This window comes from Tessaracoccus pujii, assembly GCF_054483895.1.
Genome location: NZ_CM137012.1, coordinates 2,300,102 through 2,322,698, shown reverse-complemented (window position 1 = coordinate 2,322,698; position 22,597 = coordinate 2,300,102). Strand labels below are relative to the sequence as shown.

Here is a 22,597-nt window from a genome sequence, read left to right as displayed (position 1 = left end):
GTAGGCGGTCGCGGGGATCGGGCGCCCCGTTCTGGCGTCGAACCTAGACTGGCCGCATGAGCAAGCTCGGCATGATCCTCAAGACCACGGGCGCCGCGGTCGCCACGACGGTGACGCTGGTGTCGGCGCTGCGCGAGAATCCGCAGATCGCCAAGAGCCTGGACAATCTGGTGGGCAAGCTGCAGTCGGCCACCGACCCGAACAACGCGAAGCTCCGCTTCGACGCCAAGATGGCGGCCATCGACACGGCCGCGGACGCCGTCGAGAGGGCGTTCCCCGAGGCCAAGGAGCCGCAGGGGTGGCGCCGGCACGCGCAGGCGCTGCGGGTGCGGGGCGAGCTGGCGTGGGGCGCCAACACGGGCGGAGTGCGCCGTAAGGCCATGAAGTCGCTGAACGCGGAGACGGCGGAGCTGCTCGAGCAGATCAACGTCCGGCTGGCCCAGCTGCAGAAGCAGCTCCCGCCTGAGGGCCCCCGCGCCAGCTGACCCCCGCGACCCGATACACCACCGACGGCCTGGAGCTAGCCCCGGGGGGTGCTTTGAGCCGATGGATGGGTTCGCGGGATGGGTCCCGCTCAGCCTGAGCGTGGTCATCTCCGCGAACCCATCCATCGGCTCAAACCCCCACCCGCCCCAAGCGCGGACCCCACTCCACCCCGGGCACACGCAGGCCCCGGTCCGTCAGGAGCGGACCGGGGCCTGCGTGGTGTGATCCCGGGGGTCAGGCCAGGACGCGGGGAGGATCAGGCGGGGGCGATGAGGAAGTCGCGCACCAGGGCGTCGAGATCGCAGTCAGCGCCCAGGAACTGGCGCAGCGTCTTGCGGGTGGGGCCGAAGGTCTCGAACTCCTCGATGGACAGGCCGTCCTCCTCGTAGGCGCGGTTGAAGTCCTCGATGCGCCGCAGCGACGCGATGATCTTCGGGTCCACCGGCACGTCGATGCGGCTCTCGGCCACGTAGTCGGAGTTGTTGATCCGCTTGGCCCACTTGAACGGCGGGGAAACCACCAGGTCACCGCCCACGAGCTCGCTGTACTGCAGCACGTTGCGGAACGCGGCCGACAGGACGCGCGACCGGAAGCCGCGCTCCTGGAAGATCTGGTAGGCCTTCTTGATGGCCGCGACGCCGGCCCACTCCATGTGGCCGGGGTCGATGAAGAGCTGGGTGCGCTCGGCTTCGGCCTTCATCCAGTCGTCGAGGCGACCCACCATGAGCGTGACCACGGGCCACATCTGGTCGATCGGCTTACCCTCCGCGACGCGCCGCTGCAGGCCCCGCTCGATCGCCTCGCCGGAGCGGACGACCTGGGCGACGGTGAACGACACGGTCACGTTCATGACGACGCCGCGGTAGGTGGCCTCCTCGATGGCCTCGATTCCCACCTTCGTGGCGGGAATCTTCACGATGATGTTGGGCGCCAGGTTGTGGAACTCCTCAGCCTGGTCGGCGAGGGCCTTGGCGTCGCGGTGGTGGCGGGGATCCGTCTGCACGGAGAGCCGGCCGTTGCGCCCCTTCGACTCCTCGAAGATCGGCAGCAGCAACTCGGCAGCCTCGATGGACATGTCCTTGATGGCCTGCCAGCCGATCTCAGACTCGCCCCACGTGGGGTGGGCGGCCGCGATGGCCTGGATCCGGGGGCCCCAGATGTCCTTGCGCTGCTTGATGGTGGTGTACCCGATCACGGGGTTGCAGGTGGCTCCGACGCCGCCGTAGGAGATGGACTGGCGCAGCTCCTCGAGGTCTGCCGAGTCGTTCCACAGGGCGGTAGGCGTAGTCCGGGCCGCGGTCAGGAGCGGTCCCTCGGTGTACTCGATGGTCATCGACATTTCCTTCTTGACGGTGGTGCGGTCTCGACGATGAGGCCTTGCACCCATTGGACACCCAATCGCTTTGTCCTGTCAAGCGTATGTCAGAACAAATATTGGGGCAAGTGCTGATCGGCGGACGACGCCCACGGTGCGGGATCGGCGGTCATGCCAGGACGGTCTGGTCGTAGGAGTACATGGAGGCCCGGTACACGTGCATGCCGAACTCCACGGCGCGGTGCTGCTCGTCGTAGGCGGTGCGCTGCATGGTGAGCAGAGCCGCCCCCGTCGGCTCGTTCAGCAGGCGCCCCTCGTCGGCCGTGGCCAGGCGCGCGCTGATCTGCTGCACGCCGACGGCCACCTTGACCCCCCTGGTGCGCAACAGCGCGTAGAGCCCGCCCGTCTCCAGTTCGTCCCTGGTGGGGGCGATGCCGGCGGGAAGCCAGTTGGTCAGGATGGCCAGGGGCTCATCGCGCAGCATTCGGAGCCGACGCATGCGGACCACCTCCGAGCCGACGGGGACGGTGAGCGCCGCCGCGACCCCGGGTGCCGCCTCCTCGATCGCCCACTCCAGCACGGTGGTGCGGGGGTCGACCCCGGACTTCTCAAGGTCGTCGTTGAGGGAGCTGAGCGCCATGGGGCGGTGCACCCGGGTGGGCGTGACCATCGTGCCGGCGCCGCGTCGCCGGACGATCAGCCCCTTGTTGGTCAGCGTCTCCATGGCGCGGCGGGCCGTGGGCCGCGACACCTTGAGCCGCTCGGCCATGGATACCTCGTCCTCGAGGCGTGTGCCGGGCTCGATCTCGCCGTTCTCGATCAGCCGGGTCAGCGGTTCCGCGATCTGGGCGTGGAGCGGCGTGGAGCTGGCGCGGTCGATCTCGATCTGCGCGATGTAGGGGGCACTTGGCGGCATGGTTCATCTCACGTTCTATTGAATGCAGTCTAGAGGCATTGTCAGGTCTTGGCGAGGACTTTGTCAGGATGAATTCCCGATGCCGGGTCCGGCAGGGCGTCGCCGAGCAGATTGTTCGTTTGTCTTGACAAATGACGAAGGGTCGTTACGATGGGAGGGCACCACCTCGAAGAAGCGGGTTATTGATGGGACTTTTCGGCACACGCACGGTCGATGTGCTGACCATGGGGCGTATCGGCGTGGACATCTATCCTCACCAGCACGGGGTCGGCCTTGAAGACGTGACGTCCTTCGGCAAATTCCTCGGCGGCAGCGCCACCAACGTCGCCGTCGCCGCCGCGCGCCTCCGTCGCTCGGCCGCCGTGGTCACGGCCGTCGGCGACGACCCCTTCGGCCGGTTCTGCCGCGCCGAGATGGGCCACCTCGGGGTGTTCGACGATTACGTCAAGGTCGACGGCGACCTCAACACGCCGGTCACCTTCTGCGAGATCTTTCCCCCGGACAACTTCCCCCTCTACTTCTACCGCCGCCCCACGGCGCCGGACCTGCGCCTCCGGCCGGAGGACCTGCCCTTCGACGCCATCGTCCAGGCCAAGGTGTTCTGGGTCACCGCGACCGGGCTGAGTCGCGAGCCCAGCCGGTCCACCCACATCGCCGCCCTGAAGGCCCGCGGGCGCCGGCCGTTCACCATCCTGGATCTCGACTACCGCGAGCAGTTCTGGTCCTCGCCAGAGGCTGCGCGTGAGGCGATCGCCGAGGCGCTGCCCTTTGTCGACATCGTCGTGGGCAACGCGGCCGAGTGTCTCGTCGCAGTCGGGGAATCCGACCCGGAGCGGGCCGCCGAGGCGCTGCTGGCGCGCGGAGTGGACCTGGCAGTGGTCAAGCGCGGCCCCGACGGCGTGCTCGCGATGGATGCCGATCGCGTGATCGAGGTCGAGGGCACTCCCATCGACGTGGTCAACGGCCTCGGCGCCGGCGACGCGTTCGGCGGCGCGCTGTGCTTCGGACTCATCAAGGAGTGGCCGCTCGTCGACACGCTCGTGGCCGCCTCGGCCGCCGGCGCCCTCGTCGCCACCCGCCTCGAATGCTCGACGGCGATGCCGAGCGAGCCCGAGCTCCTCGCGGCCGTGCGCCGCAACCCAGTCGCCACCAAGACCCGCCACCGCGTCAAGGAGAACTCATGACCGACCTCGTCCTGCCAGCCGGCTCCACCGCGTCGCCGCCCCTCTCCGTCGAGGTGAGCCCCGAATCGGCCGGGTGGGGATACTCCGGCCTCAGGATCGCGGTGCTGGGCGCCGGCGAGTCCTACGCGCTGTCCACCGGTGAGGCCGAGTATCTCGTCCTGCCGCTGGAGGGCGCCGCGACGCTCGCCGTCGGCGGGGCCACCTTCCAGCTCAAGGGTCGCTCGACCGTCTTCGGCGAGGTCACCGACTACCTCTACCTCCCCCGGGGCGCCGAGGCCACCATCACCTCCGTCGGCGGCGGCCGCTACGCGCTGCCCAGCGCCGTCGCCGACGCCACGCTCGACGTGCGCTACTGCCCGGCCGACGAGGCCGTCGTCGGCCTGCGGGGCGCGGGCACGATGTCGCGGCAGGTCACCAACTACGCGCTCAACAACACGCTGCAGACCAGCCGCCTGCTGGTGTGCGAGGTCATCACCCCCGGCGGCAACTGGTCCAGCTACCCCCCGCACAAGCACGACGAGACCACCGGCACCGAGCGCGAGCTCGAGGAGATCTACTACTTCGAGATCAAGGCCGACGAGCACGGCCCCGGCATGGCCTTCCACTCCACCTACGGCACGCCCGAGCGGCCCATCGACGTCGCGCTGCGGGTCAACAGCGGCGACACCGCACTGGTTCCGCACGGCTGGCACGGCCCGTGTGTCGCGGCACCGGGCTACGACCTGTATTACCTCAACGTGATGGCCGGCCCCGGTGGACCCGAGTGGTTGTCCGTGGACGACCCCTGCTACGGCTGGCTCCGCCAGACTTGGGACGACACAGACGTCGATCCCCGCCTCCCCTACGTACCCACCCGGCTCGACGCCTGAGAAAGCGAGTTACCCTCACATGACCACCATCCGCCTTTCGGTTGCGCAAGCCATCGTCCGGTACCTCGCGCACCAGTACACCGAGCGCGACGGCGTGGAGCAGCGCTTCATTCCTGGCATGTTCGGCATCTTCGGCCACGGCAACGTCGCCGGCATCGGCCAGGCCCTCCTGCAGCACGAGGTTGACCCCGCCTTCGACGAGCCCTTCGAGTACTGGATGGGCCGCAACGAGCAGGGCATGGTCCACGTGGCCGCCGCCTTCGCCAAGCAGACCGAGCGCCTGCAGACCCTCGCGGTCACGTCCTCGATCGGCCCCGGCGCCCTCAACATGGTCACCGGCGCCGCGCTGGCCACCACCAACCGCGTGCCCGTGCTGCTGTTCCCCTCGGACATCTTCGCCAACCGCATGCCGGACCCGGTGCTGCAGCAGGTGGAGGACCCCACTAACCCCGACGTGAGCGCCAACGACGCCTTCCGTCCGGTGTCGAAGTTCTGGGACCGGGTCAACCGCCCGGAGCAGCTCATGGTCTCCCTGCCGCGCGCCATGCGCGTGCTGACGGATCCGGCCGACACCGGCGCCGCCGTCGTCTGCATGCCCGAGGACGTCCAGGCCGAGGTCTACGACTGGCCCGAGGAGTTCTTCGCCAGGAAGGTGTGGCACATCGACCGCCGCGTCCCGGACCGCGCCGCCCTCGCCCGCGCCGTCGAGGCCATCCGCGCCGCCAAGCGCCCCCTCATCATCTCCGGCGGCGGCACCATCTACTCCGGTGCCACCGAGGAACTGCGCGCCTTCGCCACCGCCACCGGCATCCCGGTGGCCGACACGCAGGCCGGCAAGGGCGGCATCAACTGGGACCACGAGCGCGCCGTCGGCGGCGTGGGCTCCACCGGAGCCGGCTCGGCCAACGCGATCGCCGTCGAGGCGGACCTCATCATCGGCATCGGCACCCGCTACTCCGACTTCACCACCGGCTCGCAGACCCAGTTCAAGAACCCGGACGTCAGGTTCCTCAACATCAACGTCGGCTCCTTCGACGCGGCCAAGCAGGGCGCCCAGATGCTCGTGGCCGACGCCCGCGAGGCGCTGACCGCGCTCACCGAGGCACTCTCCGACTACCGCGTCGAGGATGCGTACTCCCAGAAGATCGCCGACGAGCGCGCCGCCTGGGCCGAGGCCACCGAGACGTGCTACCACCTGGGCCACGGACCGCTCCCGGCGCAGACCGAGGTGTTCGGCGCCCTCAACGAGATGATGGGCGACGACGACATCGTCATCAACGCCGCCGGCTCCATGCCTGGAGACCTGCAGTCCCTGTGGCGGGCCCGCACCCCCGGGCAGTACCACGTCGAATACGCCTTCTCGACCATGGGCTACGAGATCCCCGCGGCACTCGGCTGCAAGATGGCGTCCCCGGAGTCGGAGGTGGTGGCCATCGTCGGTGACGGCACGTACCAGATGCTGCCGATGGAGATCGCCACCATCATCCAGGAGCGCGCGAAGGTGATCTTCGTGCTGCTGCAGAACCACGGCTACGCGTCCATCGGCGGGCTGTCTGAGTCCCGCGGCTCGCAGCGGTTCGGAACCAAGTACCGCATGCGTTCCGCCGACGGCGGACGCAGCGACGAGCTGATCCCCGTCGACATCGCCGGCAACGCCCGCACCTGGGGCCTCGACGTCCTGGAGGTCCGCACCATCGCGGACTTCCGTGAGGCCTACGCCACCGCCGTCGCCTCCGACAAGGCGACCATGATCTACATCGAGACCGACCTTTACGGGCCCAACCCGCCCGGCACCAGCTGGTGGGACGTGCCCGTCACGGCCGCCTCGACGCTCGAATCCACCCAGAAGGCCTACGAGGAGTACGCGGAGGCCGTCAAGGCCCAGCGTCGCTTCTTCTGATCCCGCACCCCCGAGAGGAAACTGATATGTCCATCACCATGCCCCATTGGATCGACGGCGCCGAGTACTTCGAGGAGGGTGTCGAGGTCCTGCCCATCGACAATCCCGCCACCGGCGAGGTCATCGGCGGAGTCGCCGAGGCCAGCATCGAACTCATCGACCGCGCCATCGCGTCAGCCCGCACCGCCCAGAAGGCCTGGGGCCGGGCGTCGCTGGCCAAGCGCACCCGCGTCATGTTCAACTTCCGCCAGCTGCTCATCGAGCGCCAGGACGACCTCGCCGACGTCATTGTCCGTGAGGGTGGCAAGACCCGTGGCGACGCGCTCGGCGAGATCGCCCGCGGCCTGGAGATCGTGGAATTCGCCTGCGGCATCCAGAACGCGCTCAAGGGAGACCACACCATCGAGGCCGCCACCGGCGTCGACGTGCACACCATCCGCCAGGCCGTCGGTGTCGTCGGCGCCATCGTGCCCTTCAACTTCCCCATGATGGTGCCCATGTGGATGCACCCGATGGCGCTGGCCACCGGCAACGCCGTCATCCTCAAGCCGGCCACGCCCGTGCCCTCCGTGTCGCTCATGGTGGCCAAGCTGTACCAGGAGGCGGGCCTGCCCGACGGCCTGTTCCAGGTGGTGTGCGGCGACAAGCAGGTGGTCTCCCACATCCTTGACCACCCCGGCATCGATGCCGTCTCCTTCGTCGGCTCGACGCCCGTGGCCAAGATCGTGGCTGAGCGCTGCGCTGCCTCCGGCAAGCGGTTCCAGGCCCTCGGCGGCGCCAACAACCACGCCATCGTGATGCCCGACGCCAACCTGGACTTCGCGGCCCAGCACATTGTCTCCGGCGCCTTCGGCGCGGCCGGTCAGCGCTGCATGGCCCTGCCTGTCGTCGTGGCCGTGGGTGAGGCGCACGACGCCCTCATCGAGAAGGTCAAGGCCCGCGCCGAGGTCCTCAAGGTGGGCCCGGGCTCGGACCCGAAGAACGAGCTCGGCCCGGTCATCTCGTCGAAGTCCCGCGAGCGGATCCTGTCCTGGATCAACGACGCCGAAGCCAAGGGTGCCAACGTGGTGCTCGACGGTCGCGGCTTCAGCTCCGAGGTCGAGGGCACCGCGAACGGCAACTGGGTGGGCCCCACCATCGTGGACAACGTCCCGCTCGAGACGCAGCTGTACTGCGAGGAGGTCTTCGGGCCGGTGCTGGTGGTGGTGAAGACCGACACCTACGAGGAGGCCATCGAGATCGTCAACTCGAGCGCGTTCGGCAACGGCTCGGCGATCTTCACGGAGAACGGCCAGGTGGCCCGCCAGTTCCAGCTCGACGTCAACGCGGGCATGGTGGGCGTCAACGTGCCCATCCCGGTTCCGGTCGGCTACTACTCGTTCGGCGGCTGGAAGAACTCGCTGCTGGGCGATCACAAGATCCACGGCCAGGAGGGCGTGAACTTCTACACCCGCACCAAGGTGATCACGACGCGGTGGGCCGGTTCCGGCAGCCACGGCAAGATCGGCCTGGACTTCGTCGCCACCAAGTAAGGCCGGCAACGGCACAACACACCCTGAGCACCGTCCGGGGCTGATCCCGGGGTGGGCACCGCTGCCCACCCCGGACCGTCCGGACGGGCTCGTCACCATGGCGCGAAGCGCCAGGAAGGAACTCGTCATGGCCAAGCGCATCGGCGTCGGCGTCATCTCACTCGGCTGGATGGGCCGGCTGCACACCCGCAGCTACAAGGCACTCGCCGAGCGCTATCCCGAGCTCGGGCTCGCCTGCGACCTGGTTGCCGCGTGCGACCCGGTGGAGGCGACGCGTGACTGGGCTGTGGACGTGGCCGGCTTCCGCCGCGCCTACGCCGACTACCAGGATCTCCTCGCCGATCCCGAGGTGGACGTGGTCTCCATCTGCGCGCCCAACTTCCTGCACCACGAGATCGCGCTGGCCGCCGCCGCGGCCGGCAAGCCGTTCTGGATCGAGAAGCCCATGGGCGTCAGCGCGACGGAGTCGCGTGAGATCGCCCAGGCCGCCGCCGGCGCCGGGCTGGCCACCGCCGTCGGCTTCAACTACCGGCACGTGCCGGCCATCCAGTACGCGCGCCAGTTGATCCGCGAGGGGAAGCTGGGGCGGGTGACGAACTGCCGCGTGTGGTTCATCGCCGACTACGCCTCCAGCCCCGACGGCCCGCTCACGTGGCGCTACGACCGGGCTCGGGCGGGCGCCGGCATCGTCGGGGATCTGCTCTCGCACGGCGCTGACCTGGCCCAGTATCTGGTGGGACGCATCTCGTCGGTCTCGGCGATGACGGACACGTTCATCAAGGAACGGCCCATCCCGATCGGCTCCGGCGGCGTCGGCCACTCGGGCTACACCGTCGGCGAGGAGAAGGGGCCGGTGGGCAACGAGGACTGGGTGGCCGTGCTGACCCGGTTCGACGGCGGCGTCGTGGGGGTCCTGGAGGCCAGCCGGGTGTCCGTGGGGCCGCGGGCCGAGTACATCGTCGAGGTCTACGGCACGGAGGGGTCGGTGCGCTGGAACTTCGAGTCGCTGAACCACCTCGACGTGTGTGCGGGTCGCGGCGAGGGCCCTGTCCAGGGCTACACCAGGGTCATGGCCGGCCCCGGCATGCCGGACTTCGACCGGTTCCAGCCCGGCGCGGGCACCTCGATGGGCTTCGACGACCTGAAGGCCGTCGAGGCAGCGAAGTTCCTCATCTCCGTGACGACGGGGGAGCAGGTCGCCCCCTCGGCCGGCGATGGCTGGGCCGCGGCCGAGATCGACGAGGCGGTCGTGGCCTCGGCCGCAGACGGGCAGTGGCACGACGTGCCGACGGTCGAGGCGGTCACCACCTTCGGCCGCTGACCCCTCCCGATTCCGCCCGCGTGGAAACCCCGACGTGGGCGCTCGGTGGTCTGGTGCGGTGAGCCGTGCGTCGAGGCCCGGGCGGCCGTTGTCCAAGGTCTCGCGCCTTGCCGCGGGCCCGTCTGCGGTTGGGTGTGGAGTCCGCCCGGGTCTCGTCTCCCGTCTCCCCGCACTGGTCTGCCTGTGGCGTGGTTGGGTCCGGGTTCTGCAACTTGCGATCAGGAGGGCGGTATCTGCGTATATGCACAGATACCGCCCTCCTGATCGCAAGTTGCAGACCGATGTGGGCGACTCGGCTGGCGTGCGTCTCAGGGAGCCGGTCGGGGAGTTCCCTGGGGCGCGTGAGAGACGGGAGCCCTACGCTCAGAGCTATGAAGCTCTTCCTCCGCCTGCTCGCCACGGCCGTTGCGACCGCCATCGCCGTGTGGCTTCTCCCCGGCATCACGCTGACCGCCGACACCACGGTCAACCAGGCCCTGACGCTCCTGGGGGTGGCTGTCATCCTCGGCGTGGTGAACGCCGTCGTGAGGCCCTTCGCGGCGGTTCTCGGCACGTGCCTCATCGTGCTGACATTCGGACTCTTCCTGCTCGTGATCAACGCGCTGATGCTGATGCTGACGTCCTGGGTGGCCGGGCAGGTGGGCTTGGGATTCCACGTCGACGGCTTCTGGACCGCCCTCATCGGGTCCTTCATCATCTCCGTCGTGTCGGCTGTCGTGAGCTCTGCGCTCGGTGCAAACGATTCCACAAAGAGGCGCATGTAAGAACAAATAAATGTCGCGACAAACTGGCACCCCGGTAGTGACAGGGCGACAGGCGTAGTCCATACTGTGAATGTCCACACAAATTCACTGAGGAGTCATCATGGACATTCCTGCAACGATGCGCGCCGCGGTCCTCCGGGCTCCCGGTGAACCGCTCTCGATCGAGACCATCCCGACCCCCCGCCCGCGCGCCAACGAGGTCCTGCTCAAGGTGGCGGCCTGCGGCCTGTGTCACTCGGACCTCCACGTCCTCGGCGGCGCCATCGCGTTCCCCACCCCCTGCGTCCTCGGCCATGAGGTGTCGGGCGCCATCGTCGAGCTCGGCCCCGGCATGCTCACCGGCGAACTCCAGGTCGGTCAGAATGTGGCCGGCGCCTTCCTGATGCCCTGCGGCCAGTGCAAGGCCTGCCGCGCCGGCCGCGACGACCTCTGCTACCCGTTCTTCCAGCTCAACCGGCTCAAGGGCGTCCTGTACGACGGCGAGACCCGGCTCTCGGACATGGACGGCAACCCCATCTGGATGTACTCCATGGGCGGCCTGGCGGAGTACTGCGTGGTTCCTGCAACCTCCGTGACGCCTATTCCCGACAACCTCTCGCCGAAGAACACGGCCATCCTCGGCTGCGCGGCCATGACTGCCTACGGCGCCGTACGGCGCGGTGCGGACCTGCGGTTCGGTGAGACCGTCGCCGTCGTCGCCACCGGTGGTGTGGGCTCCATGATCCTCAAGTTCGCCAAGGTCATGGGCGCCCGTCAGGTCATCGCGCTCGATGTCGACGACGACAAGCTCGCGGCGGCCAAGGTCATGGGCGCCACGCACACGGTCAACCTCAAGAACACCGACGCGCGGGAGGCCGTGATGGAGATCACCGACGGCTACGGCGTCGACGTGGCGTTCGAGGCGCTGGGCCGCCCCCAGACCTGGAATACCGCGCTGGACATCCTGTCCGACGGCGGCCGCATGGTTCCGATCGGCCTGGGCGCCGGAGTGCAGTCGGCCGAGGTGCAGATCAACCGCACCGTGCGCCGCAGCCAGTCCATCATCGGCTCCTACGGAGCGCGTACCCGCGTGGACCTCCCGGCGGTGGTGGACATGGCGGCGCGGGGCCTCATCGAGGTCGACGACGTGGTCAACCAGGTCTTCAGCCTCGGCGACGTCAACCTCGGCTACCAGCGCCTGCGCGAGGGCACCATGTCGGGTCGCGGCATCGTCGACATGAGCCTCTGACCCCTGGGGCGTGCGAAGGGGGCGGTCACCATCGCGGTGACCGCCCCCTTTCGTGTGCGGAACTAGGCGAGGGCCTTGAGCGCCTCGAACGACTTGGCAGCGTTGTTGATCGGACCCCCGTCGGCCGGGGGCTCCTCGTCGAGCATGATGTCCTGCTCGAGCACCCAATAGCCGTCGAAGCCGGCGTCGTCGAGGAGGCGCACGATGGTGGCGAAGTCGATGTCGCCCTCACCGATGGGGACGAACATGCCGCCCTTGATGCCCTCGGACCAGTTGATCTCGCCGGGAAGCAGCTTGGCCGCCATGTCCATGCGCACGTCCTTGGCGTGGACGATGCCCACCCGGTCCGCGTACTTGCGCACGAGCGCGACGACGTCGGCGCCGCCGCAGGCGAGGTGGCCGGTGTCGAGGCAGAGGCCGACAGTGGAGTTGTCGAGGACGCGCTCCACCTCGTCGACGTTCTGCACCATGGTGCCCCAGTGCGGATGCAGGACGGCGGTGACGCCCTTGGCCTTGCAGACGTCGCTGATCCGGCTGAGGTTGGTAAACAGCGTCTGCCAGCCCTCCTCGTCGAGTTCGGGGCGGGCGTCATAGCCGTCCTGGCCGGAGTCGGCCGCCAGGACGAGGAACTCGCCGCCCGCGATTTCGAAGGCGCGCAGTTCGGCCTCGACCATCGGGATGGGGTCGAAGTCGGGATCGTGCATGACGGCCAGGAAGAACGCGCCGACAGGCTTGAGGCCGAACTCGGACACGACGGCGGCGCGCTCCTCGGCGTCGACGGGCAGCCAGCCCTGGGGGCCGAACTCGGTGGCGGTGAGGCCGATCTCCTTCATCTCGGTGAGAACGCGCTCGGGGGACATCTGGTAGCCCCAGCCCGGTACCTCACACACGCCCCAGCTGATGGGGGCTCCGGCAATCTTCATGTGCAGCTCCTTCGCAGCAAGCCGCCTCGCGCGGCTCGGTGGAACCATTATGTCCTGCCAAAGAGCTGAGTAGAAGGCGCCCCCCGCAATGTCTGCGGCCGGGGTGCGGATTGAGCCGGACACGGCTCTCGCGGTGAGGAGTTGAGCCGGACACGGCTCTCGCGGTGAGGAGTTGAGCCGGACACGGCTCTCGCGGTGAGGAGTTGAGTCGGACACGGCTCTCGCGGTGAGGAGTTGAGCCGGACACGGCACTCGACGCGGGCGACGGTGGATTTGCACGTTCAAGCCGCCACGAGTGCCGCATCAGGCTCATGCGGGTCGTGAAGCGTGTGTCAGGCTCGAGGACCGCTTGCGAGAGCCGTGTCAGACTCAACCCGGGCACGCAACAGCCGTGTCCGGCTCAACGGCATAACCCGCACCGCGCAAAGCGGACCCCGGCTTGTGGCGCTCGCCTCCAATGTGCTGACATTGATACCGCCGCGACACAGCTGCGGCCTTACCCCCAGGAGCACACATGATTCGCTTCGCGATCATCGGGGCCGGACGCATCGGCCAGGTCCACGCACGCGCCATCGCGTCACACCCGCAGGCGACGCTGTCGTTGGTCTACGACGCGTTCGACGGGCCCGCCAAGTCGCTCGCCGATGCGTACGGGGCGCGGTACACCCTGGAGGTCGAGGATGTCTACGGCGCCGACGACGTCGACGCGGTCATCATCGGCTCGCCCACCGCCATGCACGTGGAGCAGATCCTGGGGGCCGTCAAGGGCGGCAAGCGGGTCATGTCCGAGAAGCCCGTGGCGCTGGAACTCGACGAGGCGCAACGCTGCCTGGACGAGCTGGGCGCTGAGGCCACCCGCGTCATGCTGGGCTTCAACCGGCGCTTCGACCCCTCCTTCGCCGAGGTGAACGCCCGTGTGGTGGCCGGCGAGATCGGCCCGCTGCAGCAGTTGACCGTCACCTCCCGCGACCCCCAGGGCCCCCCGGCCAGCTACGTGGCAGGCTCGGGCGGCATCTTCAAGGACATGACCATCCACGACTTCGACATGGTGCGCTTCTTCCTCGGGGACATCGTCGAGGTCAGCGCCTTCGGCACCAACGCCGACGAGGAGATCAAGGCCGCGGGTGACTTCGACCAGGCCATGGTGCTGCTCCGCAACGCCGACGGCGCCCTGGCCACCATCGTCAACTCGCGCACCTGCGCCTACGGATACGACCAGCGCCTGGAGGCCTTCGGGGCCGACGGCGCACTCTCGGCGGACAACCTCACCGCAACCTCCGTGCGCGCCGCCAGCGCCACGCAGACCGACGCGCGGGGACCCGTCCTCAACTTCTTCCTCCAGCGGTACGAGGCGGCCTACCGCGACGAACTGAGCGCCTTCATCGACGCGGTGGTGGCCGACGGCGACGTGTCGCCCAACGTCGTCGACGGTGTCGAGGCGCTCAAGCTCGCGGAGGCGGCGACCATCAGCGCCCGCGAGGGGCGCGTCGTCAGGCTCTAGTCGGTTTCGTCGGTGGACGTAACGTAGTCCGCCCACTGCTCGATCTTCCATCCGTCAGTGGTCGACCCGTTGAGGACGATCCACTGGGTGTTGTGCAGCGGCTGGGCGTTCTCGAACCCGATCGACGGGTCCTGCGAGATCGCCCAGACGCGCAGCGCCGCGCCATGGCTCACCAGCGCCACCACGTCGTCGCCGGCCCGCTCCATGGCCGCGACGGCGTTGGTGAACCGCGTCATGAACTGGCGCGCCGTCTCACCGCCCTCGAGGCCCTCGTCGAGGTTGTCCGGGGCCCACCTGTTGAGCATGCCCACGTAGACACTCCAGTCCGTGTTCATCTCCTCGATCCCGGCGGCGATCTCGTGGATGCCGTCGGCGATCACCAGGTCCAGCTCCCGTGCCTTCGCCAGCGGAGTGGCCGTCTGCTGCGCCCGCGTCAGCGTGGACGCATAGAGCGCATCGATCCGCTCGTGCGCGAGGGCCTCGACGAGCGTCTCAGCCTGCGTCAGCCCGTTCTTGTTGAGTGGTGCCCCCGGGAAGGCCGTGTCCAGTTGGCGTTTGACGTTGCTCTCGGTCTCCCCGTGACGGATCAGGATCAGGCGCATGGGTCCACCGTACCGGGGCATGCGACAGGGGCGGAGCCGCACCGGCCCCGCCCCTGCAACTGCTGTGTTGACTAGCGGTTCTTGCGCTCGTCGATGATGACCGCCACCACGATGATGGCGCCCTTGACGACCATCTGCATGAACGGTGAAACGTTCATGAGGTCCAGGCCGTTGTTGATGACGCCGATGATCAGGGCGCCGACGACGACGCCCCACACCACGCCGATGCCGCCGTTGAAGGACACGCCGCCGATCACGGCCGCGGTGATGGCGTCCAGCTCGAGCATGACGCCCAGGGTGGGCTGGCCGGAGCCGATTCGCGCGGCCAGGATCATGCCGGCGAGGCCGGCGAGCATGCCGATCAGGGTGTAGATGAGGAACTGCACCCTGCCGATGCTGATGCCCGACACGCGGGCGGCCTGGTCGTTGCCGCCGATGGCGTAGGTGTGGCGACCGAAGCGGGTCCGGTTGAGGACCACCCAGATCACCCCCGCGACGATGATGAAGATGATCATCGGGACGGGGACGCCCAGGATGTTGCCCTGGCCCATCCAGTTGAACCCGGGGGCCAGGTTGGAGACGGGGCGTCCGCCGGTGTAGATGTTGGCCAGGCCGCGGGCCGCGGTCATCATGCCGAGCGTGGCGACGAAGGGCGGGATCCGGAAGTAGGCGACGAGGGTGCCGACGATGGCCCCGACGATCGCGCCGACAAGGAGGCCGACGATCACCGAGACGAAGATCGGCATCGGGGGCAGGCCGGGGAACATCGCGCTGTCGCTCTGGACCTGGGCGAGGCTGGCCGAGACCACGGCCACCAGGGCGACGGTGGAGCCCACAGAAAGGTCGATGCCCTTGGTGATGATGGCGAACATCATGCCGAGGGCGACGATGCCGATGGGGGCCACCTGCACGACGACGTTGATGAGGTTCTGGGACCTCAGGAACGTGCCGCCTGTGACGATGGCGAGGATCACCATGAAGGCGATGAGGATCAGGAGGATGGCGTACTTCTTGACGGCTGCCGCCGTGTCGAACTTGGGCTTGGTCTCAACTGTGGTGTCAGACATGAGTAGTGGTTCCTTCCTACGCGGCCGCGGTGCCGCCGGTGGCGAGTTGCATGATGGACTCCTGGTTGGCCTCCGCGCGGGAGAGCTCACCGGAGATGCGGCCTTCGTGCATGACGATGACGCGGTCGCTCATCCCGAGGACCTCGGGCAGCTCGGATGAGACCATGATGATGGCCTTGCCCTGTTGAGCGAGTTGAGACATGAGGCGGTGGATCTCGCTCTTGGCGCCCACGTCGATGCCGCGGGTGGGCTCGTCGATCATGAGGATCTCCGGGACGGTCAGCAGCCAGCGCGAGATGAGCGCCTTCTGCTGGTTACCGCCGGAGAGGTTCTTGATCAGCTGCTCGAGCGTCGGCGTCTTGATGCGCAGCGCCTGGCGTTGGGCCTCGCTGTCCTTCTTGATCTCCGCCATGCGGAGGAACCCCTTGGGGGAGTACTTGGGTAGCGCGGCGATGGTGATGTTGTCGCGTACCGACAGCACGCCCATGATGCCGTTGTGCTTGCGGTCCTCGGTCAGCATGCCGATGCCGGCCGCAATGGCGTCCTTCGGCTCCCGGACCTTGAGCTGCTTGCCCTCGACGAAGATCTCGCCGCTGTCGGCGGGGGCGATGCCGAAGATGGTCTCCAGCACCTCGGTGCGGCCCGCGCCCATGAGTCCGGCGAAGCCGAGGATCTCGCCGCGGCGCACCTCGAAGCTGACGTCGCGGACGAGCCTGCCCCGGTTGAGGTTGCGCACCGAGAGCACCACCTCGCCGATCTCGGCGTCCAGTTTGGGGAAGAGGCTGGTGAGTTCGCGGCCCACCATGAGCTGGATCAGCTTGTTGCGGTCCAGCTCCTTCGCCGGCAGGGAGACGACGTGCTTGCCGTCGCGGAAGACTGTGATGTCGTCGGAGATCTTGAAGACCTCGTCCATCTTGTGGGTGATGTAGACGATCGCCACGCCGAAGTCCGTGAGGCGCTTGATCATCTTGTGCAGGTGGTCCACCTCGCGCTCGGGGATCGCCGAGGTGGGCTCGTCCATGATGATGATCTTGGCGTCGTAGCTGATGGCCTTGGCGATCTCCACCATCTGCTGGCGGGCCACCGTGAGGTCCTTCATCTTGGCGCGCGGGTCGATCTTCATGTCCCACTCGTCGAAGAGCTCCTGGGTCCTGCGGATGATCAGCTTGGGGTCCAGCAGCCCGAACCTGCCGCGCTGTTCGCGGCCGAGCCAGATGTTCTCGGCCACCATCATCTCCGGCACGGGGGACAGCTCCTGGTGGATCATGGAGATGCCGTGCTCGAGGCCGTCCCTGGTGTCCTTGAAGCTGACCATGTCGCCGGCGAGCTCTACTGTGCCGCTGTCGGGGGTGTACATGCCGATCAGGCACTTCATGAGCGTGGACTTGCCAGCGCCGTTCTCTCCCATGAGCGAGTGGACCGTGCCGCTCCGCACGTCCAGCTGCACGCCGTCCAAGGCCACCACGCCGGGGAACGTCTTGCGGATGTCGCGCATCCGCAGAATTACCTCTTGCATTGTCTATCCTCCCTGCCGAAGGGGGTGGCCGGGGCGATCATCGCACCCGGCCACCGGTTCCTTCTTTACTTGAAGTCGGCCATGTTGTCAGGGGTGACGAGCTGGTAGGGCACGTCGATGACTGCCGGAACCTCGTCGCCGTTGTACATCGTGACGATGGCGTCCACGCCGCCGGCGCCCTGGCCTGCTGCGTCCTGGAAGACGGTCACCTCGAGCTCACCGGCCTCCATGGCGGCCAGCGCGTCAGCGGTGGCGTCCACGCCGCCCACGAGCACGTCATCGAGCGTGCCGGCATTCTTCAGCGCCTGGATGGCGCCCAGCGCCATCTCGTCGTTGTTGGCGCAGATGATGTCGATCTCGTCACCGGACTGGATCCAGTTCTCGGTGATGGCCAGACCCTCCTCGCGGTACCAGTTGCCGGCCTGCTCGCGGACGACCTCCATGTCCGGGTACTTCGCGACGACGTCCTTGCAGCCCTGGGTGCGCAGGCGCGCGGCCTCGTTGGCCGGGTCGCCCTGGATGATGCCCACCTTGCCCTTGCCGTCGGCGAGCTCCGCCAGAGCCTCCATCTCGAGGAGGCCGGAAACCAGTGAGTCCGAACCCACGTAGGTCACGCCGGCCGGCAGGTCTGCCGGGCGACGGTTGACGTAGGCGAGCGGGATCTCGGCGTCCTGGGCCTTCTGCGTCATGGGGCCGGCCGCGTCGGTGTCGACCGGGATGATGATGATGCCGTCGACGCCCTGGGAGATGAAGTTCTCAACCTGGCCCAGCTGGACGTCGGCCTTCTCCTGGGCGGACACGATGGTCACCTCGACGCCGGCCTCTTCAGCGCGGGCCTCGATGCCGTCGGCGACCTTCTGGAGGAACTGGTCCAGGATCGGGAACGTGACGCCGATCTTGAGGGTGGCGCCGTCGTTGGGCTTGACGACCTCGCTCGGGGCGAAGGTCACGGTGGCACCGGCCGACGCGGCCGGTGCGCTGGACTCGCCGGCGGGGGCGGAGGACGTGGGGGTGCTCGCGGTGGTGCCGCAGGCGCTCAAGGCGAGGGCGCCGGCGGCCAACAGGCCGACTAGCTTGATTCCTTGCTTCATTGCAGTCTCTCTTCCGAGGGTGGTTGCGGGTGTCTGGTGACTCCGCAGGGAGGGAGTGTCGCATCCTTGCGACACAGTCATCATGACGACAGCTGTAGGTCTATGTCAAGACAAAGACGGAGATGTTATCGGTTTGTTGCGAACTCCGACTCGAGCCGCTCGCGCATGCGGACGTGGATGGCGTCCGCGTCCTCCTCCCAGCCGAACACGCAGACCGACAGCCGTGCGTCGTACTTGATCTCGCGGAGGTAGCCGAAGACCTCGTCCCACGGGACCTCGCCGTTGCCGATCTCGTTGTGCTGGTGAATGCGCGCATCAACGCCCGGAGGGTTGACGATGTAGCGGTTGCCGACGTTGGCCAGGTGGTTCCACACGTCGCCGATGTGGATGTGGCGCAGCCGCTCGCCGGCGTACTCCATCAGCTCGCGCGGGTTGCTCTTGCCCGAGGACAGGTGGAAGAGGTGGGGGAGGCAGAACTGGTAGTTGAACCAGTCCTTGTTGACCCCCCGCACGACTTGGACCGCCCGGTCGTTTGTCTCTACAAAGTCGTAAGGGTGAGCCTCGACGACGCACTCGATGCCGCGCTTCTCGAAGTCCGGCGCGAGCTCCTCGATGGAGCGGTAGAACTGGTGCTCGCTCGTGAGTGCCCGGTTCGGGTCACCGGAGAACTCGGTCGCCATCATCGGCACCTCGAGCTCCTCGGCGATCTCCAGAAGCCGGCGCCAGTTGCGCACCTGCGCCTGGCGCTCCTGCTCGTCGGGCGAGGCCCAGTTGAACACGGGGTTGAAGGTCTCGATCTTGACGCCGGTGGCCTTCATGGCCTTCTTGACGCGCGCGATCTCGGCGTTGTCGACCTTGGGGTAGTGGTGCCACTCGTGGAAGTCGGCCCGGGGGGACAGCTCGATGAAGCTGTAACCCAGATCGGCCGCCTTCTCACACTCCTGGGTGACAGTGAGGTGGGGGTGGTACATGGAGGGGTCGAGCAGGATCTTGACCATGACGGCTTCCTTGGCGTTCTGGGCGGAGGGTGGGCTGGGGGAGGTAGCACTTTCCCGGGCTCGTCGTCGTGCTCGATCATGCCGACCGGTCACCGGATCAGACCCGGGAAAGTGCTTCAGGTATGTCAGGCGTAGAGGGCGGGACGCTCGATCATGGAGATCGGCACCTCGCCGTCCTCCGTCAGGGCCTTGACGCCGGCGTCGCACACGGCGGCGGCGGCGTAGCCGTCCCACGACGAGGAGCCGGTGTGCTGGTCCTGCGACACCGCGGAGATCCACTCCTGGACTTCGGTGACGAAAGCCTGGCCGAAGCGCTGGTTGTGGTCCATCGTGAGCCGGTTGTGGCGACCGAGCTTGTCGGCGCGGTGCACCAGTTCCTGGTCGCCCAGCCGGACGACGCCCTGCTCCGCCACCAGCTCGCACTGGATGTCGTAGCCGTACTGGCAGTTGACGAACACCTCGTCGTCGACGCGGACACCGGACTCGGTGGTGAGGATGAGAACCAGCGGATCCTGCAGGTGCTCGAAGCGCAGGGAGGTCTTCTTCGGCTTGTCGACTCGCGCGGAGACGAACTCCTCGCCCAGCAGCCACCGCATGGTGTCGATCTCGTGGATGGCGGTGTCGTTGATGGCCATGTCCCACGTGTACATCTCGGGCACGGTGGGGTTGCGGTGGGCGTTGTGCACCATGAGGGCCTCGCCCACCTCGCCGTCGTCGAGGATCTTCTTCATCTCGCGGTACGAGGCGTCGAAGCGGCGCATGAAGCCGACGGTGACCAGCTTCTTGCCGGCCTTCTGCTCAGCCTCCATGATCTCGACGCACTCGGCCGCGGTGGGGGCCAGGGGCTTCTCGCAGAACACGTACTTGCCGGCTTCGATGGCCGCGATGACGTCGGGCTTGTGGGCCGGGCCGTAGCTGGCGATCATGATGGCGTCCACGTCGGGCGAGGCGATCAGCTCGGCGCTGGTGGCGAAGGCCGTGCCGCCGATCTGCTCGGCCACCGCGGCCGCATTGTCCGGGTTGACGTCGCTGACGGCCACCACGCGGCCGCCGGAGATGACGGTGTGGATCCGCTCGATGTGGGCCTTGCCCATGCCGCCGGGGCCGATCATTCCAATACGAAGGGTCATGTGTTGTCCTTGGGGATCAGAGGAGGCCGAGGCCGCAGGAGGCCAGGAACTCGCGGGTCTTGATGGCGTTGGGGAGCGGGTAGCCGGGGTCGCAGCCGAACATGTCCTGCTCGGTGATGACGTAGAGCTCCTTGTTGAGGTCCGCGAGGGCCTCGACAAGGGTCGGCATGTCGGGCTCGCCCTCCGGCGGTGCGACGGAGCAGCCGGCCTTGACGGCCTTGACGAACGGCCAGTCCTCGTCGTGGGCCTGCTTGACCAGCTTGGGGTCCATGGCCTTGATGTGCACGTAGCTGATGCGCTCCGGGTAGTCCTTGATGAGCGCGATGTTGTCTGCCATGCCGTAGACGATGTGGCCGGTGTCCAGGCAGAAGCCGACGTACTCGGGATCCGTGGCCTGGAAGATGCGGTCGATGTCCTCGCGGGTCTCGATGTGCGAGTCGCCGTGGGGGTGCAGCACCATCTTGAGGCCGTAGTCCTCCTTCATCATGCGGCCGAGGCGATTCGCGTTGTTGATGTAGAGGTCCCAGGCGGCGCCGTCGAGGTGGCGGTCGTCGGTGAAGTCACCGGTGATCTCGTCGCGGAACATGGGGGGCAGGTGCACCACGTACTCGGCGCCGACGGCGGCGTGGGTCTCGCCCACGGCACGGAAGGTCTTCTCGGTCTCGGCCCAGGCCTCCTCCTTGTGCAGGATCCCCCACGCGGTGCCGGCGACGACGCGGAAGCCGCGCTTGCCCATCTCCTCCATGAGGCGCTTGGGGTCGGTGGGGAAGTAGCCGAACGGCCCGGTCTCCATGACGGAGAAGCCGGCCTCTGCCATCTCGTCGAGCGCCTTCTCCCACGGGATCTGGTCCGGGTGCTCGGGGAACCAGACTCCCCACTGGTCGGGGCAGACACCGACGGTCAACTTGGAGTAGCGGGGATCAGTGTTACGGCTCTTGTCGACAGCCATCGTCATCCTTTCGGGGTTGCTCATCCTTGAGCTTGTGCTCAGTCTAAGCATGGCTGCTTTGTACTGTCAATGGGGGTCGGTGTAGGGAATTCTGTGTCGCGACTAGCGGTCTGACGATGCCACTTGTCCGGACAAGCGGGACGGCATGGTCAACGCCCTCGCGCCACCAGGCTGTCCATGGTCGCGACGTCGAAGCCGGGCCGCTCGGGGCGGTTGGTCATCAAGGTCCACGCGACTCCGACGGTGGGGTTGATCCAGAACTCGGTGCCGGACCATCCTGCATGCCCGAAGACGCCGTCGGCGGCCCCCCAGCCGGGGAGCTTGAAGGTGAAGCCGTACTCGTCGCCGTCGTCCTGGGGGAGTGGCTCGTGCACCGGGACGCCGACGGTGAGCGGCGCACGCATCAGGTCCAGCGTCTCTGGGCGCACGACGGCGCCGTCTCCCCGCAGGAGGGAGATCGCCACCGTGAGCAGGTCCTCCGCCCGCGCGATGACGCCGGCGCCGGGGTGGTGCTGGGCCGCGAACGTGGCCATGTCGAAGGTTCCGAGCCCGAGGACGGGCGGGGGATCCGAGGCCTCGTCCAGGGTGAAACTGGTCCCGAGGTTTTCGTTGAGGGCGGCGAGCCCGGCCTCCCACGTCGAGCCGCCGGCGTGCTCGATCAGTGCCGCGATGCCCTCGAACGCCAGCGACGAGTAGCGGCGCAGGGTGCCGACGGGAGTGTCGCGGCCGGCGGCGACGAGGGACTCACGCAGGGGCCGCGGGTCGTCCAGCTCCGGCTCGGTGATGCCGGAGGTGTGCGAGGCGAGGTGGCGGAGGGCGACGACGTCGTCGCGGCCCGCGCCGAACCCGGGGAGGGCATCGGTCAGGGGAGTGTCGAGCGTCAGCGTGCCGCGCTCGAGTTCGCGGGCGGCGATGAGGCCGACGAGGGGCTTGGTGATGGAGAACAGTCGGTAGTGGTCGTCGATTCGGGCCTCGCGGTTTCCGGTGCGCCCGAACGACTGCAGGGCCACGACGCCCTCACGCGTGGCGACCCCCAGCACGGCGGTCGGGAGGCCCCCCTCGCGGACGAGGGCCGAGACGTACTCGAAGGCCGCGTCGAGGCCGGGGGAGTGGGAGGTGGTCGTCATTGGTTCGCCTCGTCGGGGTGTGAAGGGACAGCGCTTGCCCTCCTGGCATCGTAGCGGCGCGATCCGCACTCAGGGCGGAGTGGCCGCACGTCACGTCACGCGGGGCCGTCTCTTGGAAACGATTCCACGCTCGCCACGGGACTATAGGCGTCCGACTAGGATGTTTGTCCTCTCAAGC

Annotated in this window: 20 protein-coding genes; 9 read left to right on the top strand and 11 right to left on the bottom strand. The window is 67.9% G+C overall.

Annotated features, from left to right (window positions below):
* Positions 1–56 precede the first annotated feature (56 nt).
* On the top strand, positions 57–485 hold the full coding sequence (locus tag ACX1D0_RS11155) for a hypothetical protein (RefSeq protein WP_459017950.1): 429 nt from the start codon (positions 57–59) through the stop codon (positions 483–485).
* A 257-nt stretch (positions 486–742) separates the two neighbouring features.
* Here ACX1D0_RS11155 and ACX1D0_RS11150 read toward each other — a convergent pair whose 3' ends face one another.
* Together ACX1D0_RS11150 and ACX1D0_RS11145 are read right to left on the bottom strand one after the other, a co-directional pair.
* Positions 743–1,819: a transaldolase family protein gene (locus tag ACX1D0_RS11150; RefSeq protein ID WP_459017949.1), complete on the bottom strand. Its 1,077-nt coding sequence runs from the start codon at positions 1,817–1,819 to the stop codon at positions 743–745.
* Between the two features lie 151 nt (positions 1,820–1,970).
* Positions 1,971–2,717, bottom strand: coding sequence for a GntR family transcriptional regulator (locus ACX1D0_RS11145; RefSeq protein WP_459017948.1), 747 nt, complete (start codon positions 2,715–2,717; stop codon positions 1,971–1,973).
* 185 nt (positions 2,718–2,902) lie between these two features.
* On the opposite strand from ACX1D0_RS11145, the gene iolC reads away from it, so the two are divergent.
* From iolC to ACX1D0_RS11110, 7 genes are all read left to right on the top strand, one after another.
* Positions 2,903–3,901, top strand: coding sequence for a 5-dehydro-2-deoxygluconokinase (iolC, locus tag ACX1D0_RS11140; RefSeq protein ID WP_459017947.1), 999 nt, complete (start codon positions 2,903–2,905; stop codon positions 3,899–3,901).
* Positions 3,898–4,770: a 5-deoxy-glucuronate isomerase gene (iolB, locus tag ACX1D0_RS11135; protein WP_459017946.1), complete on the top strand. Its 873-nt coding sequence runs from the start codon at positions 3,898–3,900 to the stop codon at positions 4,768–4,770. Before iolC ends, iolB begins: the two co-directional genes overlap by 4 nt.
* A 19-nt stretch (positions 4,771–4,789) precedes the next feature.
* Positions 4,790–6,670, top strand: a complete 1,881-nt coding sequence (gene iolD / locus ACX1D0_RS11130; protein WP_459017945.1) for a 3D-(3,5/4)-trihydroxycyclohexane-1,2-dione acylhydrolase (decyclizing) — start codon at positions 4,790–4,792, stop codon at positions 6,668–6,670.
* Between the two features lie 26 nt (positions 6,671–6,696).
* Positions 6,697–8,202, top strand: coding sequence for a CoA-acylating methylmalonate-semialdehyde dehydrogenase (locus ACX1D0_RS11125; RefSeq protein ID WP_459017944.1), 1,506 nt, complete (start codon positions 6,697–6,699; stop codon positions 8,200–8,202).
* A gap of 127 nt (positions 8,203–8,329) precedes the next feature.
* Entirely contained in the window at positions 8,330–9,523 is a 1,194-nt protein-coding gene (locus ACX1D0_RS11120; protein WP_459017943.1) for a Gfo/Idh/MocA family protein, read from the top strand.
* Positions 9,524–9,894: 371 nt separating this feature from the next.
* Positions 9,895–10,287, top strand: a complete 393-nt coding sequence (locus ACX1D0_RS11115; protein ID WP_459017942.1) for a phage holin family protein — start codon at positions 9,895–9,897, stop codon at positions 10,285–10,287.
* A 100-nt stretch (positions 10,288–10,387) separates the two neighbouring features.
* A complete protein-coding gene (locus ACX1D0_RS11110; protein ID WP_459017941.1) occupies positions 10,388–11,515 on the top strand; it encodes a zinc-binding dehydrogenase in 1,128 nt (375 codons plus the stop codon).
* A gap of 62 nt (positions 11,516–11,577) precedes the next feature.
* On the opposite strand, the gene ACX1D0_RS11105 is transcribed toward ACX1D0_RS11110, so the two are convergent.
* A complete protein-coding gene (locus ACX1D0_RS11105; protein ID WP_459017940.1) occupies positions 11,578–12,438 on the bottom strand; it encodes a sugar phosphate isomerase/epimerase family protein in 861 nt (286 codons plus the stop codon).
* Between the two features lie 514 nt (positions 12,439–12,952).
* Here ACX1D0_RS11105 and iolG point away from each other — a divergent pair.
* Positions 12,953–13,939 carry an inositol 2-dehydrogenase gene (iolG, locus tag ACX1D0_RS11100; protein ID WP_459017939.1) on the top strand — a complete coding sequence of 329 codons (987 nt, stop codon included), beginning with the start codon at positions 12,953–12,955 and terminating at the stop codon, positions 13,937–13,939.
* Here iolG and ACX1D0_RS11095 read toward each other — a convergent pair.
* From ACX1D0_RS11095 to ACX1D0_RS11060, 8 genes are all read right to left on the bottom strand, one after another.
* Complete coding sequence (locus ACX1D0_RS11095; RefSeq protein WP_459017938.1) at positions 13,936–14,541, bottom strand: histidine phosphatase family protein; 606 nt, start codon at positions 14,539–14,541, stop codon at positions 13,936–13,938. The genes iolG and ACX1D0_RS11095 overlap by 4 nt on opposite strands.
* Before the next feature lie 71 nt (positions 14,542–14,612).
* Positions 14,613–15,608: an ABC transporter permease gene (locus ACX1D0_RS11090; RefSeq protein WP_459017937.1), complete on the bottom strand. Its 996-nt coding sequence runs from the start codon at positions 15,606–15,608 to the stop codon at positions 14,613–14,615.
* A gap of 16 nt (positions 15,609–15,624) precedes the next feature.
* Positions 15,625–17,124: a sugar ABC transporter ATP-binding protein gene (locus ACX1D0_RS11085; RefSeq protein ID WP_459017936.1), complete on the bottom strand. Its 1,500-nt coding sequence runs from the start codon at positions 17,122–17,124 to the stop codon at positions 15,625–15,627.
* Between the two features lie 65 nt (positions 17,125–17,189).
* Positions 17,190–18,215 (bottom strand): sugar ABC transporter substrate-binding protein, encoded by a 1,026-nt coding sequence (locus ACX1D0_RS11080; RefSeq protein WP_459017935.1) that lies wholly within the window; start codon positions 18,213–18,215, stop codon positions 17,190–17,192.
* A gap of 125 nt (positions 18,216–18,340) precedes the next feature.
* Positions 18,341–19,213, bottom strand: a complete 873-nt coding sequence (locus ACX1D0_RS11075; RefSeq protein WP_459017934.1) for a sugar phosphate isomerase/epimerase family protein — start codon at positions 19,211–19,213, stop codon at positions 18,341–18,343.
* Between the two features lie 125 nt (positions 19,214–19,338).
* Positions 19,339–20,343: a Gfo/Idh/MocA family protein gene (locus ACX1D0_RS11070; protein ID WP_459017933.1), complete on the bottom strand. Its 1,005-nt coding sequence runs from the start codon at positions 20,341–20,343 to the stop codon at positions 19,339–19,341.
* Positions 20,344–20,359: 16 nt separating this feature from the next.
* Positions 20,360–21,292 carry a TIM barrel protein gene (locus tag ACX1D0_RS11065; RefSeq protein WP_459017932.1) on the bottom strand — a complete coding sequence of 311 codons (933 nt, stop codon included), beginning with the start codon at positions 21,290–21,292 and terminating at the stop codon, positions 20,360–20,362.
* Between the two features lie 149 nt (positions 21,293–21,441).
* Positions 21,442–22,419 (bottom strand): serine hydrolase domain-containing protein, encoded by a 978-nt coding sequence (locus ACX1D0_RS11060; protein ID WP_459017931.1) that lies wholly within the window; start codon positions 22,417–22,419, stop codon positions 21,442–21,444.
* Positions 22,420–22,597 lie beyond the last annotated feature (178 nt).